14 protein-coding genes are annotated in these 14,923 nt (G+C 45.6%); 1 reads left to right on the top strand and 13 read right to left on the bottom strand.

Annotated elements, in window-relative coordinates:
* Positions 1 to 416: 416 nt before the first annotated feature.
* The 4 genes from AB4Z30_RS19990 to rplS all read right to left on the bottom strand — a co-directional run bounded on the left by AB4Z30_RS19990 (position 417) and on the right by rplS (position 3,739).
* Positions 417 to 1,226, bottom strand: a complete 810-nt coding sequence (locus AB4Z30_RS19990) for a reverse transcriptase domain-containing protein (RefSeq protein WP_441929325.1) — start codon at positions 1,224 to 1,226, stop codon at positions 417 to 419.
* A gap of 348 nt (positions 1,227 to 1,574) precedes the next feature.
* Complete coding sequence (gene ylqF / locus AB4Z30_RS19985; protein ID WP_441929242.1) at positions 1,575 to 2,438, bottom strand: ribosome biogenesis GTPase YlqF; 864 nt, start codon at positions 2,436 to 2,438, stop codon at positions 1,575 to 1,577.
* Between the two features lie 35 nt (positions 2,439 to 2,473).
* Positions 2,474 to 3,094, bottom strand: a complete 621-nt coding sequence (lepB, locus tag AB4Z30_RS19980; RefSeq protein WP_441929241.1) for a signal peptidase I — start codon at positions 3,092 to 3,094, stop codon at positions 2,474 to 2,476.
* Between the two features lie 303 nt (positions 3,095 to 3,397).
* Positions 3,398 to 3,739 carry a 50S ribosomal protein L19 gene (gene rplS, locus AB4Z30_RS19975; RefSeq protein WP_024630190.1) on the bottom strand — a complete coding sequence of 114 codons (342 nt, stop codon included), beginning with the start codon at positions 3,737 to 3,739 and terminating at the stop codon, positions 3,398 to 3,400.
* Positions 3,740 to 4,145: 406 nt separating this feature from the next.
* Between rplS and AB4Z30_RS19970 the strand changes: the two genes are divergently transcribed.
* Positions 4,146 to 5,093, top strand: coding sequence for a polysaccharide deacetylase family protein (locus AB4Z30_RS19970; protein ID WP_441929240.1), 948 nt, complete (start codon positions 4,146 to 4,148; stop codon positions 5,091 to 5,093).
* A 90-nt stretch (positions 5,094 to 5,183) separates the two neighbouring features.
* Here AB4Z30_RS19970 and trmD read toward each other — a convergent pair whose 3' ends face one another.
* From trmD to smc, 9 genes are all read right to left on the bottom strand, one after another.
* Complete coding sequence (gene trmD, locus AB4Z30_RS19965) at positions 5,184 to 5,945, bottom strand: tRNA (guanosine(37)-N1)-methyltransferase TrmD (protein WP_441929239.1); 762 nt, start codon at positions 5,943 to 5,945, stop codon at positions 5,184 to 5,186.
* A 1-nt stretch (position 5,946) separates the two neighbouring features.
* Positions 5,947 to 6,459, bottom strand: a complete 513-nt coding sequence (gene rimM, locus AB4Z30_RS19960; protein ID WP_441929238.1) for a ribosome maturation factor RimM — start codon at positions 6,457 to 6,459, stop codon at positions 5,947 to 5,949.
* 302 nt (positions 6,460 to 6,761) lie between these two features.
* A complete protein-coding gene (locus tag AB4Z30_RS19955) occupies positions 6,762 to 6,992 on the bottom strand; it encodes a KH domain-containing protein (RefSeq protein WP_123064426.1) in 231 nt (76 codons plus the stop codon).
* 23 nt (positions 6,993 to 7,015) lie between these two features.
* Positions 7,016 to 7,288: a 30S ribosomal protein S16 gene (gene rpsP, locus AB4Z30_RS19950; protein WP_441929237.1), complete on the bottom strand. Its 273-nt coding sequence runs from the start codon at positions 7,286 to 7,288 to the stop codon at positions 7,016 to 7,018.
* Between the two features lie 54 nt (positions 7,289 to 7,342).
* Positions 7,343 to 8,719 carry a signal recognition particle protein gene (gene ffh, locus AB4Z30_RS19945; RefSeq protein WP_441929236.1) on the bottom strand — a complete coding sequence of 459 codons (1,377 nt, stop codon included), beginning with the start codon at positions 8,717 to 8,719 and terminating at the stop codon, positions 7,343 to 7,345.
* Between the two features lie 68 nt (positions 8,720 to 8,787).
* Positions 8,788 to 9,138: a putative DNA-binding protein gene (locus AB4Z30_RS19940; protein WP_441929235.1), complete on the bottom strand. Its 351-nt coding sequence runs from the start codon at positions 9,136 to 9,138 to the stop codon at positions 8,788 to 8,790.
* A gap of 295 nt (positions 9,139 to 9,433) precedes the next feature.
* The gene (trhA, locus tag AB4Z30_RS19935) at positions 9,434 to 10,081 is read right to left on the bottom strand and encodes a PAQR family membrane homeostasis protein TrhA (RefSeq protein ID WP_441929234.1); all 648 of its coding nucleotides are present in this window, start codon (positions 10,079 to 10,081) and stop codon (positions 9,434 to 9,436) included.
* A gap of 134 nt (positions 10,082 to 10,215) precedes the next feature.
* A complete protein-coding gene (ftsY, locus tag AB4Z30_RS19930; RefSeq protein WP_441929233.1) occupies positions 10,216 to 11,229 on the bottom strand; it encodes a signal recognition particle-docking protein FtsY in 1,014 nt (337 codons plus the stop codon).
* A gap of 101 nt (positions 11,230 to 11,330) precedes the next feature.
* Positions 11,331 to 14,900, bottom strand: a complete 3,570-nt coding sequence (gene smc, locus AB4Z30_RS19925; RefSeq protein WP_441929232.1) for a chromosome segregation protein SMC — start codon at positions 14,898 to 14,900, stop codon at positions 11,331 to 11,333.
* Positions 14,901 to 14,923 lie beyond the last annotated feature (23 nt).

Here is a 14,923-nt window from a genome sequence, read left to right as displayed (position 1 = left end):
ATGCTCCATTCAACGTTGTAATCCCATGTAATGTATATAATTAGACTTAGATAGCACATCTTTGTTCTGCTTATCTGTCCTGCACAATGTTTCAATTTAGAAGTGTATTAAAAAAGATCCTGATGTCTTCATTTATCGGCTGTCATGAAGATAAATTGAATACATACAAACTCATGTTCTGCAAATTTTAATCATCATTTATCATATCATGATTTCAGGAGACCCTCCCATACTGAGCAAACAATTCCACTAAGCACACTTTAATTCACTTTTTTACCAGTGGTATAGCTATTTCCGTATGCTGTTTCGCCTTCTAGAGTAAAGGGCTGGGTTTAAACCAGCCCCTCCTCATCAAACCGTACGTGAGGTTTTCCCTCATACGGCTTTCCGATGTTCTTCGTTCATGGGCATGCAAATTACAACAGCGTTTTTAATCCATATTGGGCAGCGATATATTTAACCTCTGCTACTGAACCCATCCATTTTCTGTGTTGTCTCTTCTTCGCGTACCACCGGGTTAACCGTTGCAAMATGTACCAGTCCAGCTTGGCTAGTCTCTTCTGGCTGTAATTCGTGTAGTAATAATTTCTCCACCCTTGAATCTTCGGATTGAGCCATTCCACATGTTCTGCAAACGATCTGGATCGCATGCTCGGCGGGGATAATCGCTCTTTAACGACTCCACGAATACGTTCTTCTGCCTTTCGGCTTAGCCATTGTTGCGTGGTGTAATATCCCTTTCCTTGCGACGTTTCTGCTTTCGCTTTTCGGTGGTGTATTCCTAGGAAATCGAACCCCTCGTCTCCTGTCCATTGACCGACAATGCGGGTTTTGGTCGGATGTAGGGTGAGTTCCAGACGTTCCATGATTCTGCGGATAAGTTCATACGCATGTTCCGCGTCCTTTTTCGTTTTGCAAACCACCACAAAGTCATCTGCATACCTTGTCAGCTCGCCCACTCCACTTCCATATTTCTCCCATAGTCGGTCAAAATAGTTCAGATAGATATTTGCAAGCAGTGGAGAGATCACACCACCTTGCGGTGTCCCTAAATCGGAGCGCCTTACGCTTCCTTCTTCCATGATTTCCGCTTCAAGCCACTTCCGGATCAACTTCAAGATTCGCCTGTCGTTGATCCGCATCTGCACCAACTTCATCAGCTTCTCTTGATTGATGTGATCGAAGTAACCTTGGATATCGACATCGACACAGGTACTTTCGTCGATACGCTTTTACGCACAGATTTCGCCATACGCAAGTATCCTAGCTACGCAGGGGCTTGGCCCCTCCTGCGACCGGACTTTCACCGGCTAGAAGATGCGTGCTTACCTGGGCACGCCAAAACACAAAAATGACCGTTCCCGGTAACCCGGTAACGGCCGCTTCTTTCGGCTCTTGTGGAACTTTTTTTGATTAGGGCGTGTCTGAAAACTCTGAAGAAGCAGATTTTGCCGAATTTTCGTTCCAAGCAAGGAAGTTTCCCGCAGGCGTGCCGAGGCACGTCAAGGGGAACTGACGTAGCAGGGGGCGAAAAGGGGGTAAAAGATGCACTTCAGTAGGTTTCAAGACACGCCCTAGTAAGGAGCTTCCATTGAGAAACGTCCCATTTTACCCGCACGTAATTCCCTTAGAAATGCTCGTGATGCCTTCTCCAGATCAATACGCCCACCGCTAATCACACACCCACGGATTCGGCCGACCTTCTCCATAATAGCAATAACGCTATCCGGATCGTCTGCATCTTTAGAGAACTCCTGAAGACCATATCTCTCTTCCAGTGCGTCCCAATAATAACGCATCAGATAACTGATTCCAAAGAACGCAATATCTTCTGCATTCAGAATTTCTTCTTTGATCGCACCCGTTACAGCAAGACGGTAACCGACATTTTGATCTTCAAACTTCGGCCACAAAATACCTGGCGTATCCAGCAGCTCCATTTCCTTACCCACTTTAATCCACTGTTGCCCTTTGGTTACACCCGGACGGTCTCCCGTTGCTGCAATGCTCCGCCCTGCCAAACGATTGATCAATGTAGATTTACCTACGTTGGGAATACCGACAATCAATCCTCGAACCGCTCGGGGATTAATGCCTTTTGCCAGTTGACGATCAATCTTTTCCTTAAGAATAAGTCTTGCCTGAGCAGGAATATCTTTGACATTGGTTCCTGTCGAAGCATCTACAGGAAAAGCGGTAATGCCTTCTTTTTTAAAATATTCAATCCACTCTTGGGTCACTTTGGCATCCGCCAAATCCGACTTATTGAGCAAAATCATGCGGGGTTTATCCATCAGAATCTCGTCAATCATCGGATTTCGGCTGGAGACAGGAAGACGGGCATCCAATAGTTCGATGACCACGTCAATGAGCTTCAACTTGTCCTGAATCTGGCGTCTGGCTCGGGTCATATGACCTGGAAACCATTGTATCGTCACCTTGTCTTCACCTCATTTAATACATACTTTGAATCTTAGTGGTTAATCCACTTAATTTCTCCAACTGGCCAGAAAATAACATCCGCACGGCCAATAATATCCTTCAATGAAACATAACCAATCATCCGGCTGTCCGTACTGTTCGGTCGATTATCCCCCATTACAAATACATGACCCGGCGGCACTTTGCCATCAGGGAATTGTTCATTCGGAAAATTCTTCACATTATATGTTCCACCATTGGCTTCAGCAGCATCAATAGCACCTTGAATATAGGTTTCGTTAACCTTTTGTCCGTTAACCGTTACCGTATCACCCTGAACCTGTACCGTATCTCCAGCTACTGCGATGACACGTTTAATGAAATCCCGTCCTTCCGAAGGTACATGGAAGACGATAACTTCACCACGTTTCGGCTCACGGATATCGTACAGAATCTCATTAACAATGACACGTTCTCCTGTCGAGAAATTTGGCTGCATGGACGGCCCGTCCACCACAAATGGCTTAAAAAGCAGCCAGCGAATCAAAATGACCAGTACAAGTGCAATGACAATGGCTTTCAGCCACTCGACTATTTCATTTTTGGCTTTTTTAGATCGATTATTTTTTTCTTCGGCAGGTCTGCCCTGGTCCTGTTGAACTTCTTGTTCCATTCAAGATCTTCCTCTCTTCATAGTACATGATTATAGCAGTATACATTCAGCTCTTTTCGTCTTCCCTGCATAGTGACTAGGGAAAGCAAAACCTCAACCAGTTATGTAATTCTTGCAGCCAAGCATTACAACCATACATTGAACCACAATTCAAATGCCTTGGATAACTGATGTCACAATCCTCCCGGACTTTACGCCGCATATCCGCCATACCATTTTACTCGGAAGTGTACCTCCGGTTCAACTTTTCCCGGACAAAAACGAAAAGGGCTTGTCTCCAAGCCCTTCCCGGTATCCGTTATATTAACGAATTTCTTTAATTCTCGCTGCTTTACCGCGTAGTTCACGAAGATAATAAAGCTTCGCACGACGCACTTTACCACGGCGAGCCACTTCGATTCTATCGATTTTAGGGGAATGAAGCGGGAAAGCTCTTTCCACACCTACACCGTAAGAAATTTTACGAACTGTAAAAGTCTCACTGATTCCACCACCACGGCGTTTAATCACAACACCTTCGAACAATTGGATACGCTCACGAGTTCCCTCGATTACCTTAACGTGCACTTTCAAAGTGTCACCAGGACGAAAACTCGGAATATCTTTACGAAGTTGTTCTTGTGTAATCGCTTGAACGATATTCATCTATGACTCCCTCCTTCCGTACAGGCGTTCATACTTCTTCCAGAGATCACCTTGTCTCCTTCATTATCCATAGAGGACCGCCGTATTCCACACAACAGACTTATTGTATCACGCACTATATCAAAACACAAGCAGAAATAAATTATGATCCAATGGTGCATACTCATCAAAATTTTCTTACTAACGGCTTACTTAAACAGTTAATATGTAGCCAATTCCTCAGATCCCGCATAAGTGGTAAAGATTTCAGATCAATTTTAAAAATCAACCTCTCTGCAGGATAAAATAATGTAACTTTCCATCATAGAAGATCGTCTATCATATAGTTAAAAGCTAAAAGCTCATAAACATGAGTTACTCAACTTTTATAGAAATAAATGAATGTTAAAGGAGAACCAGAAGAAACATGAAGTACTCAAAAAAAATCTTACTAGCTGCACTTGCCTTGCTCACAAGCACCATTATACTATACGCGTATGCTGTTAATCATCCCACCAACACATTATCTCACAAGGCTTGCTCGTCTTGGAATATCGTACAACGTAAATTCTTTACGTTAACTCACTCTGACTTTTCTATGTATTCCAAGCTGGATGCCTCAAAGTTGAATATCAAAGAAGGCACGGCTACGAAAGTTCCAGTACTCATGTATCATTACGTTACACCTAAAATAGACAATCACGAGCCAAAGAATAAATCCATCATTGACTTGGATGTGTTCGAGCAGAATATGAAGTATTTATACGAAAACGGGTACCGAACCGTTACTCTGGCTCAGCTCGAACAATACGTAAACGGCGAAATCTCGCTACCTGAGAAATCCTTTGTCATTACCTTTGATGACGGATACCAAAACAATTACACATTGGCTTATCCCATACTCAAAAAATATCATTTCCACGCCTCCCTTTTTGTCATAGGTAGCCGAATTCAATCCAAACCGGTCGCTTTTGACTCCAGTAAAAAAAGCGATATCTCCAAGCAAGAGATGGCCGCAGGAAGCGATGTATTTGAGTACAATAGCCACACCTTTAACCTGCATCACAAAGGATATACGGTATGTGGAGACGATTTGCCAGTTACGCTGGATACCAGCCTGCTGGATCATGATATTGAACAAATCAAAAATATAGGTATCGATACGCCATATATCGCCTACCCTTACGGGTATTTTAGTGAACAGATGATATATAAACTCCATCAACATGGATATCGTATGGGCTTCACGGTTAGACCTGGATTCGTTCATCCTGGGGATGCACCTATGGTTTTACCTCGTTTAACCGTTACAAATGATACTGATCTTCCTACCCTGCTGCGAACGGGTTCCAATATACTCAGTGAGCGGTTTTAAGCAAGTAATGTCTTCAACGATTCGATCAAACCTTGGTTAAATCAAAAAAAGCCGATGGTACAGTGTGAACTGTCCTCGGCTTTATCGTTATTATTTCTTATCTTTTTCAGATCGGTATTGCTCCAGCCACTTTCGTTCTTTCTCCGTCAGATCAGCGGTCTCAAGCAGTTCCGGCCTGCGCTCCAACGTACGAATCAGAGACTGCTCTCTGCGCCAAGCCTCGATATTCAGATGATGTCCGGATAAGAGCATATCTGGTACCTTCATGCCTCTAAATTCAGGTGGACGGGTGTAATGAGGGTATTCAAGCAAACCTGTACTGAAAGAATCCGTCACCGCACTTGTCTCGTTGCCAAGAACACCCGGAATCAGTCGTACAATGCTATCAATGGCCACCATGGCAGGAAGCTCTCCGCCCGTCAGAACATAGTCACCAATGGATAGTTCATCCGTCACCAGAAATTCACGAATACGTTCATCATACCCCTCGTAATGACCGCAAATAAAGATCAGGTGATCCTCTTGAACCAGTTCTTCCGCTTTTTTCTGTGTAAATGTCTCACCCTGTGGACACATCAGAATAATCCGCGGAGCTTTCATCATGGCGGCAGCCTCTCCGCGCTGCTCCAGGACATCTTCTACCGCAGCAAAGATCGGGTCAGGTTTAAGCACCATGCCCCCACCCCCGCCGTATGGAGCATCATCTACAGTGTTATGTTTATTGGTTGCGTAATTCCGGAAATTGGTCGCCCCCAGCGAGACAAGCCCCTTTGCCTGCGCTTTACCGAGAATGCTCGTTCCAAACACACCATCGAACATTTCCGGGAATAACGTCAATACATCAACCTTCATGTTACAGCAGTCCTTCCATCAGGTGAATCTTGACCTGCTTTTGTTCCACATCAACATCCAGAACGACATCATCTATGACAGGGATCAGCACTTCTTTTCCAGCTGGAGTTTTGACCACCCATACATCATTTGCGCCCGGGGTAAGAATCTCCGAGATCGTTCCGAGTGTTTCCCCCTCTTCCGTAAGCACAGTACATCCTACGATCTGGTGAAAATAATACTCGCCATCCTCCAGTTCAGCAAGGTTTTCCTTGGACACTTTCGCAATGCTGCCCTTGAATTTTTCTACTTCGTTAATGTTTCCATATTCTTTCAGACGAACGATATACATATTTTTATGCAAACGCGAAGATTCCACCGTAACGAGTACGGGATGATTATCCGGGGTAAACAAATACAGTTCAGCATTTTTCGCGAAACGAACTTCCGGAAAATCAGTCAAAGGCATGATTCTCAACTCGCCACGAATACCGTGAGTATTCACAATTTTACCTACATTCATAAACTCTGCCATACAATCCTCCTACGAAATTCAATCAAACTAAACAGGTACTTCGACTCTCGCACAGCCGTTCCGGCGACGGTTCGTTCTTCCGATCGCTGTTACCCCCTCATTTTTTGAACTATTTTGAAAAGGTGAAATTGAGGTGATAAAGGCGAACGCTAACGCTTCTCCAGAATCGATTCCGTCCCCTCCACTGCTCCGAAGTCACTCATACCCAAAAATATTTTAATTTAATATCTAATCCAACATATTAAGTTCAGCATGCACGAAAAGGGGCTAGGACATGCATCCTAACCCCCTTTCGTATATCTTTAAGATATGATATCAACGGTAACCCGTTTATCCATCTTAACTGCTGCTGATGTGACGACCGTACGCAGAGATTTTGCGATTCGTCCCTGTTTTCCGATCACCTTCCCGACATCGTCGGGATGCACGGTTAACTCATAAACGACAAGCCGGTCTTTCTCAACCGTCCGAACCGCCACATCATCCGGATGATCGACCAAAGCCTTAGCAATTATGCTTACTAATTCTTCCATAGATGACCCTCCGAATCAGCACCTTATTTAGATAATTTAGACTCGTGGAATTTCTTCATCACGCCCGCTTTGCTCAGCAAGTCGCGGACAGTGTCAGATGCTTGTGCACCGTTTTGAAGCCATTGCAATGCTTTATCTTCATCGATCTTAACAACAGCCGGTTGTTCAACCGGGTTGTAGTAACCGATCTCCTCGATAAAACGACCGTCACGTGGGGAACGGGAATCCGATACCACGATGCGGTAGAAAGGAGCTTTGTGAGCACCCATACGTTTCAGACGAATACGAACTGCCATTTGAAAATTCACCTCCTTCAATGAAATCTGGTTCTTAAGCAGCTTCACATTCAATCAACGGAAAGGAAACTTCATTCCTTTACCAAGACCTTTCAACTGCTTCATCGCTTTGTTCTTGCCGCCTTTAGGTCCCATCATATCCGAGAACTGCTTCATCATACGCCGCATCTCGTCAAACTGTTTGATCAGACGATTCACCTCTGCGAGCGATGTACCACTTCCGGTGGCAATACGCTTCCGGCGACTATGGTTAATCATGTCCGGGTTCCGTTTCTCTTCGGTTGTCATCGAATAGACAATCGCTTCGATCCGGCCCATCTGTTTGTCATCCACCTTCAGGTCTTTCGCTTGTTTCATCTTGCCCATACCCGGAATCATATCCATGATCTGGTCAATCGGTCCAAGCTTCTTCACCTGATCCATCTGCTCCAGGAAATCCTCGAACGTGAATTCTGCATTCCGCATCTTCCGTTCCATTTCCTTGGCCTTTTCGGTATCGATGTTAGATTGTGCCTTTTCAATCAGGGACAGCATGTCACCCATACCGAGAATCCGCGAAGCCATACGTTCCGGATGGAAAGGCTCAAGTGCATCAAGTTTCTCTCCGAGAGAGGCAAACTTGATCGGGCAGCCTGTGACAGCTTTGACCGAAAGTGCCGCACCACCACGTGTATCGCCGTCCAGTTTGGTCAGGACAACTCCTGTCAAATCAAGTTGCTGATTAAAGTGTTCCGCCACGTTAACCGCATCCTGACCTGTCATGCTGTCGACAACAAGCAAGACTTCATCGGGATTCACTACGCTGTGAATCTGACGCAGTTCTTCCATCAATTCTTCATCGACATGCAATCGTCCTGCTGTATCAACGATAACATAATCGTTTCCGTTGTCTTTTGCATGTTGCAGACCTTGACGTGCAATCTCTACCGGGCTTGTCTGATCACCAAGGGTGAATACAGGTGCCTTAATCTGTTCTCCCAGCACTTGTAGCTGTTTGATCGCAGCCGGACGATAAATATCACCCGCAACCAGCAAGGGTCTGCTGTTTTGCTTTTGTAACATCTTCGCCAATTTACCCGAAGTAGTCGTTTTACCCGCACCCTGTAAACCAACCATCATGATGACCGTAGGTGGTTTGTTTGCCTTGGCCAGTTTGGCTTGACTTCCACCCATCAGATCCGTTAACTCTTTATTAACGATGTCAATGATGACCATTCCGGGTGTGAAGCTGTCCATCACTTCTTTGCCGACAGCTTTCTCTTTCACTTTGGCGATGAATTCCTTGACCACTTTGAAGTTTACATCCGCTTCAAGCAGTGCCAAACGCACTTCACGCATCGCTTCAGCTACGTCTTCATCAGACACCTTGCCTTTGCCGCGCAGCTTGCTGAACACATTCTGCAATCGGGTCGTTAATCCTTCAAATGCCATGATCCCACCTCCTTAAGCTTGAATACGTTTTGTTAGAACGATTCGTCCCACTTCACTGTGAACAATAGTTATTCGCTCAGTTGTGCAACGAGATCGTGTATTGGTTTGTTGTTTTCCTTGGTAACGCCAGCGCGTTCCAGTGCATGTTGTAAATCTTCAAGGCAGCGGCTGCGTCTTTCATACTTCTCCAGCAAACCCAGCTTGCTTTCGTAGTTTTCAAGCACTTGCTCAGCACGCTTAATATGTTCGTATACCGCCTGGCGGCTGATCTCAAACTCGGCTGCAATTTCACCAAGTGAAAAATCATCATGAAAGTAATATTTCAGAAACGTCTGCTGCTTCTCAGTAAGCAGTGATTCATAAAAGGCAAAAAGCAAGTTAATCCGGTTTGTCTTCTCAAGCCGGTTTTCTTGACTCATATCGGGGCACTCCCTTCGTCAAGGAAAAACACTTTACACTCTTGCAACGTTCCTAATAATACCTAAAACAAATCAGGATGTCAAGCAAAAATACTTGTCACAATAAAAAGAGCTTCGAACACGGTCTATAAGAGTTGAAAAATGCCATATTGAGGCTCTATAGAACCTTTATTCACTCTTTTCCCTAATTGGGATTGAAACTCTAATTACCGAATAAACAAAATAAAAACGAATCGTCTCCATTATAGGGTTGAGACCATTCGTTAAGATAGGTAGTGACCATTCGTTAACGCTTCTAACGAAGCGGTGTCAAATAGACGATGACCGCAAAGAAATGCAGAATGCTACCCGCGAGTACAAACAAATGCCAGATCGCATGATGATACGGGAATCCTCTCCATACATAGAACAAGGTACCCAGCGTATACATTAGACCTCCTGTAACCAACAGCACGATTCCACCTGTCGGAATAACAGCCACAAGAGGTTGCCAGGCAGTAACGATTAGCCATCCCATTGCGATGTAGAAAATTGTGGACATAAACAGGAACTTCTTAGTGAAAAAGGCTTTGAAGATGACTCCAGCCAGAGCAATGCCCCAGATGATACCAAACAATGTCCAGCCAAGTGTTCCTCGGACAGCGACGAATAAAAATGGCGTGTATGTTCCTGCGATAAACAGGTATATAGAAGAGTGGTCAAAAAACTCAAATAAATCTTTGGCCTTCCCCTCTTTGAGCGCATGCACGAGTGTTGAATTCGTATAAAGCATTAGCATCGTAATACCATAAATCGTAAAACTGACAACATGCCAAGCCGTGCCTTTCATACTGGAAAATACAATCAACAGCACTAACGCAGCCACACTAAGCGCAGCACCAATTCCATGTGTTACAGCATTTGCGACCTCTTCACGGCGGGAATAGGTATAAGTATTGGCCATATCAACCTTCCTTTCTGACCCATTACRATTTCGATTATCTTCCATTATACACGTATTGCCGATGACATTACACGTGATCTCTCACATGATGCAGCGGCAATACGATGAACATGATTATTTATTTAAGCCCGAGGTCAGGCTTGTGTATTCTCGTCTTCGGCGACCTCTGCTGACTGCTCCTGAATTAATCCGGCAAACAGCGCGTGTACAAACTGCTCGGAATCGAACTCCTGCAGATCGTCAATCTTCTCCCCGAGACCAACCAGCTTCACAGGCAAATCCAGTTCCTGCCGAATCGCAACTACGATTCCGCCTTTCGCTGTTCCATCCAGTTTTGTTAAAACTAGACCCGTCACACCACTTTTCTCTCCGAAAAGTTTAGCCTGATTCAGGGCATTCTGTCCTGTCGTTGCATCCAGCACCATCAGCACTTCATGCGGCGCACTCGGGATCTCACGCTGAATGACACGATAGATTTTGTTGAGCTCGTCCATCAAATTGCTTTTATTTTGCAAACGACCTGCCGTATCACACAGCAGTACGTCGGCCCCACGCTGTTTCGCAGCTTGGACCGCATCATACATGACAGCCGCCGGATCAGAACCGGATTGTTGCTTGATCACATCTACTCCAGCACGCTGTCCCCATACTTCAAGCTGCTCGATTGCTCCGGCACGGAACGTATCTCCCGCAGCCATAATCACTTTTTTCCCTTGCTGCTTGAAACGATGCGCCAGCTTGCCGATGGTTGTTGTTTTACCAACACCATTCACACCGACAAACAAAATGACCGTAATGCCGTCCGGATTCATTTTCAGTTCATTGTTTTGCTCACCGCGAAGCAGATCCGTCAATTTCTCAGACAACACCGGCTGCAACTCAGCCGCATCCTCAATTTTACGTTTTTTCACTTCTACACGCAGATCTTCAATGAGATTCATGACGGTGTTGACTCCTACGTCTGCCCCGATCAGAATCTCTTCCAGTTCCTCGTAGAATTCCTCGTCTATTTTTTTGCGGCGAATAACCAGATCGGTTACTTTCTCCACAAGCCCTTTACGCGTCTTTTCAAGTCCGTCTTTGAACTGTTTGGTTACCGACTCCGTTTTACTTGCGATGCTGTCTCTCAGCTTTTTAAAAAAACTCATAAAGCCCCTCCATCGTGTACATGATCAAATCGTAATGGTAATGATTTTTATAAGAAATAAAATGAGTCCTGCTTTAAGGCAGCAAAACAATCTCGATTCAGTCAGGCAATTTCAGCTTCGTCGTCTTCCAGCTTAACCGAAACGAGCTTAGATACTCCACCCTCTTCCATGGTAACCCCGTACAGGACATCTGCTTCTTCCATCGTGCCCTTCCGGTGGGTAACCACAATAAATTGAGTTTGTTCAGAAAACTCACGCAAATATTGTGCAAAACGAACAACGTTAGCCTCATCAAGTGCAGCCTCTACTTCGTCCAGTACGCAGAATGGTACAGGTTTCACATGCAAAATCGCAAACAGCAGAGCCATAGCCGTTAAAGCTCGTTCTCCACCAGATAACAGCTGCAGGTTTTGCAGTTTCTTGCCTGGCGGCTGGGCTACAATATCAATCCCTGTATCAAGAAGCCTTTCAGGGTCCATCAAAACAAGGTCGGCACGTCCTCCTCCAAACAGTTTCGTAAAGACGGTACCAAATTCACGGCGTATGGCATCAAATGTAAATTTGAACCGTTTGGCCATTTCATCTTCCATTTCTTTAATGACCTGATACAGCGTTGTTTTGGCTTCCACCAAATCATTCTTCTGTTCGTTCAGGAACTCATACCGCTCATTCACCCGCTGGAATTCTTCAATCGCGCCGAGGTTGACATCACCGAGAGCGGAGATAGCACGTTTCAGCTTCTGAACCTCTGCCTGTGTACTCTCCACATCCTCCGGTACCGGATAACGTTCTTTGGCAAGTTCATAACCCAGTTCATATTCATCTGTCAGCTTGCGCAAAATATTTTCCAGTTCAACATCCAGCCGGTTTACAGAAATTTCAGTCTGACGCATCTGCTCTTCTACCGCTTTGAGCTGTGTGCGCTGTTCCTTCGTCTCACTCTCGGCCAGCTCCAGCTTTTTCGACAATTCACTTCGCGCAGCACGTTTGAAATCGAGCTCCTGCGAAGCCTTCGTCTTCTTCAGCTTGTACTCGTTTAGATCTTCAATCTGTTTTACACTCTCGGTCTGCGTTTTCTTGAAATCAGCTTCCATCGAAGCTAGCAACGTTCGATTCTGACGAAGATCTTTTACAAGAGAATCGACTTCACGTTCAAGCCTCTGTAGTTGTTCCTCATTCGAAAAGCGTTCCTGATCCAGCTTGCCTTCCCGCACTTTCAGTTCGGTCAGCTGAGTCTGCAATTCTTCTTTTGCGGATTCATTGGCTTTCCGAGCAAATTCTGCTGCATGAATGGCACGGTGAGTTGCTTTTTCTTCTTCCTCAAGCTGCTCGAGCTTTTTCTCAGCTTCAACCCGAGACTTGTCGAGTTCCTTGATCTCTTCGGTAAATCCACTCTTTTCCTGACCTGCCACAGCAACCTGCTCCAAGACATGGCGCAGTTCATGTTCAACCTGCTTCATCTCCATCGAGGCTTGCTGTTCCGCATTCCGGGTATCATCACCAGACTGGCGCAACTGATCCAGCTTATCCTGACACTGTTCTAGCTGAGCTTTGACATCCTCCACACTACGATGCAGCTTCACAATCTGCTGCTCAGTGTCCAGAATATCCTGATCCAGCTGATCCAGTTGTCGCTTGCGACTGAGCAAACTGCCATTCTTTTTGTGCTGACTGCCGCCTGTCATGGAACCGCCCGCGTTGACGACATCCCCTTCCAGGGTCACAACACGGAAACGATATTGACAGCGTGCTGCAATTTTATTTGCAAACTCCAGTGTTTCCGCAATAATGACATTACCAAGCAAACTACCGATAATCGAGGCATATCTTGTATCATACTGCACAAGTTCTGCGCCGATACCAACGAAACCGTCCATACCCTCAACCATCGAACGCTCTGCTGCCCCAATTGCCCGCGGACGAATAACATCCAGTGGCAAGAAGGTGGCACGCCCCAACTGACGTTGCTTCAGGAAGGCGATAGCCTGTCTCGACACCGCCTCGTTCTCCATAACGATATGCTGCAGCGCAGCACCCATTGCCGTCTCTACTGCAAGCTCGATCTTCTCAGGAACTTTAACGAGTTCTGCTACTGCGCCATGTACTCCGTCTAACGTCCCTTTTCGAGAAGCTTTGAGCACTTCCTTTACACCCAGCATGAAGCCGTCAAAATCATCCTGCATTTCTTTCATCGTGTCCCGGCGGGACACCTGTGCTTCACGCTTTTGTTCCCATTTGCGTACGGTGCTCCGGCTTTCTTCCAGAAGCTTTTGCAAAGACTGCAACCGCTCGCTTTCCGAAATATATCCCCCGCGCAATTCACTGATTTCCTTACCTAACTGAACAACTTTTTTCTGGATTTCCGCTTTTCGGCTTTCCAGGGTTTCTTTCTGTTCTTCCCATTTGCCGGATTCTTCTGATGCACGGTTCATTCTGCGCTCCAGCGTTTCTTTTTGCTGGTCCACATACCGAATTTCGTTTCGTGCCTGTGCCATCTGATTCATCAGTTCCAAGAGGTTTCCTTTGAGACTTTCCTCCTGTTGCTGACTAATTCCGCCGGTAACACCGACCAGCTTGGCTTCTTCTTCAGCCAAACGATTCTTCACATCAGCCAGTTCCAGTTCAAGCTTGCCAAACTTCTCACGTAAAGTAAGCAGTTCCCCTTCACGCTCACGATGTCTCTCTTCACTCACCGCCAGCGTTTCCCTCAGTTGCTCCTGGTTCGCTTGCAGATTACGCGCACGTTCCCGAAGAAGTTCTCCATGCCCTTCACTCTTCTCTGTTGCCTCACTGAATTGCAGCAAAGCAGCCTGAAGTTCTTCCGTCTCCGTTTCCAGCAGACGCAGGGCATTTCGATCATTCTCAAGCTTCGCATCATGTGTGGATACAATCGCCGCTAGTCCAACTTCTTCATGTTTGAGCGACTCCAGACGTTCACTCGCCTTACTCCAGGAAGCATGGATCTGTTCAATCTGATACACATACATTGAAATTTCCTTCGATTTGAGTTCAGAACGAAGCTGTTTATAATGCATAGCTTTCTCAGATTGTTCCTTAAGCGGACCAATCTGATCTTCCAGTTCAGTAACAAGATCGTGAATACGCAGTAGATTCTGCTCCGTTTCATCCAGCTTGCGTGTGGCATCCCGTTTACGAGATTTATATTTAACAATTCCTGATGCCTCTTCAAAGATTCCCCGACGATCCTCGGAACGAGTACTCAAAATTTCTTCAATTCGTCCTTGTCCAATAATTGAGTAAGCCTCTTTACCGATCCCCGTATCCATGAACAGCTCGGTTATGTCTTTCAGACGACAGGATTGTTTATTAATAAAATACTCACTGTCTCCGCTGCGATGAACACGACGGGTTACGGTTACTTCACCAAAATCCAGAGCTAATGCATGATCCTCATTATCGAGCGTAAGCGAAACCTCTCCGTAGTTGACGGCTTTACGCGCATCGCTACCCGCAAAAATAATATCTTCCATTTTACCGCCACGCAGTGACTTGGCACTTTGCTCCCCCAATACCCAGCGGATACCATCAGATATATTACTTTTACCACTTCCGTTCGGACCTACAACCGCTGTAATGCCACGAACGAATTCCATTTCCGTTTTGTCGGCGAATGACTTGAATCCACCCAATTCTATTCGTTTCAGAAACATAGGGCTTCTCGTCACCTCCTCTT

This window comes from Paenibacillus sp. 2TAF8 (assembly GCF_052114825.1).
Lineage (GTDB): Bacteria > Bacillota > Bacilli > Paenibacillales > Paenibacillaceae > Paenibacillus.
The sequence above is the reverse complement of the archived record's forward strand: the minus strand, read 5'-3'. Positions and strand labels throughout refer to the sequence as shown.

Bases quoted from the DNA above. Each gene is read 5' to 3' on its own strand.
- rimM (WP_441929238.1), bottom strand. From the start codon at position 6,459: ATGGCAGAGTTTATGAATGTAGGTAAAATTGTGAATACTCACGGTATT.
- AB4Z30_RS19955 (WP_123064426.1), bottom strand. From the start codon at position 6,992: ATGGAAGAATTAGTAAGCATAATTGCTAAGGCTTTGGTCGATCATCCG.
- lepB (WP_441929241.1), bottom strand. From the start codon at position 3,094: ATGGAACAAGAAGTTCAACAGGACCAGGGCAGACCTGCCGAAGAAAAA.
- smc (WP_441929232.1), bottom strand. From the start codon at position 14,900: ATGTTTCTGAAACGAATAGAATTGGGTGGATTCAAGTCATTCGCCGAC.
- trhA (WP_441929234.1), bottom strand. From the start codon at position 10,081: ATGGCCAATACTTATACCTATTCCCGCCGTGAAGAGGTCGCAAATGCT.
- rplS (WP_024630190.1), bottom strand. From the start codon at position 3,739: ATGAATATCGTTCAAGCGATTACACAAGAACAACTTCGTAAAGATATT.
- ftsY (WP_441929233.1), bottom strand. From the start codon at position 11,229: ATGAGTTTTTTTAAAAAGCTGAGAGACAGCATCGCAAGTAAAACGGAG.
- AB4Z30_RS19940 (WP_441929235.1), bottom strand. From the start codon at position 9,138: ATGAGTCAAGAAAACCGGCTTGAGAAGACAAACCGGATTAACTTGCTT.
- AB4Z30_RS19970 (WP_441929240.1), top strand. From the start codon at position 4,146: ATGAAGTACTCAAAAAAAATCTTACTAGCTGCACTTGCCTTGCTCACA.
- trmD (WP_441929239.1), bottom strand. From the start codon at position 5,945: ATGAAGGTTGATGTATTGACGTTATTCCCGGAAATGTTCGATGGTGTG.
- ffh (WP_441929236.1), bottom strand. From the start codon at position 8,719: ATGGCATTTGAAGGATTAACGACCCGATTGCAGAATGTGTTCAGCAAG.
- rpsP (WP_441929237.1), bottom strand. From the start codon at position 7,288: ATGGCAGTTCGTATTCGTCTGAAACGTATGGGTGCTCACAAAGCTCCT.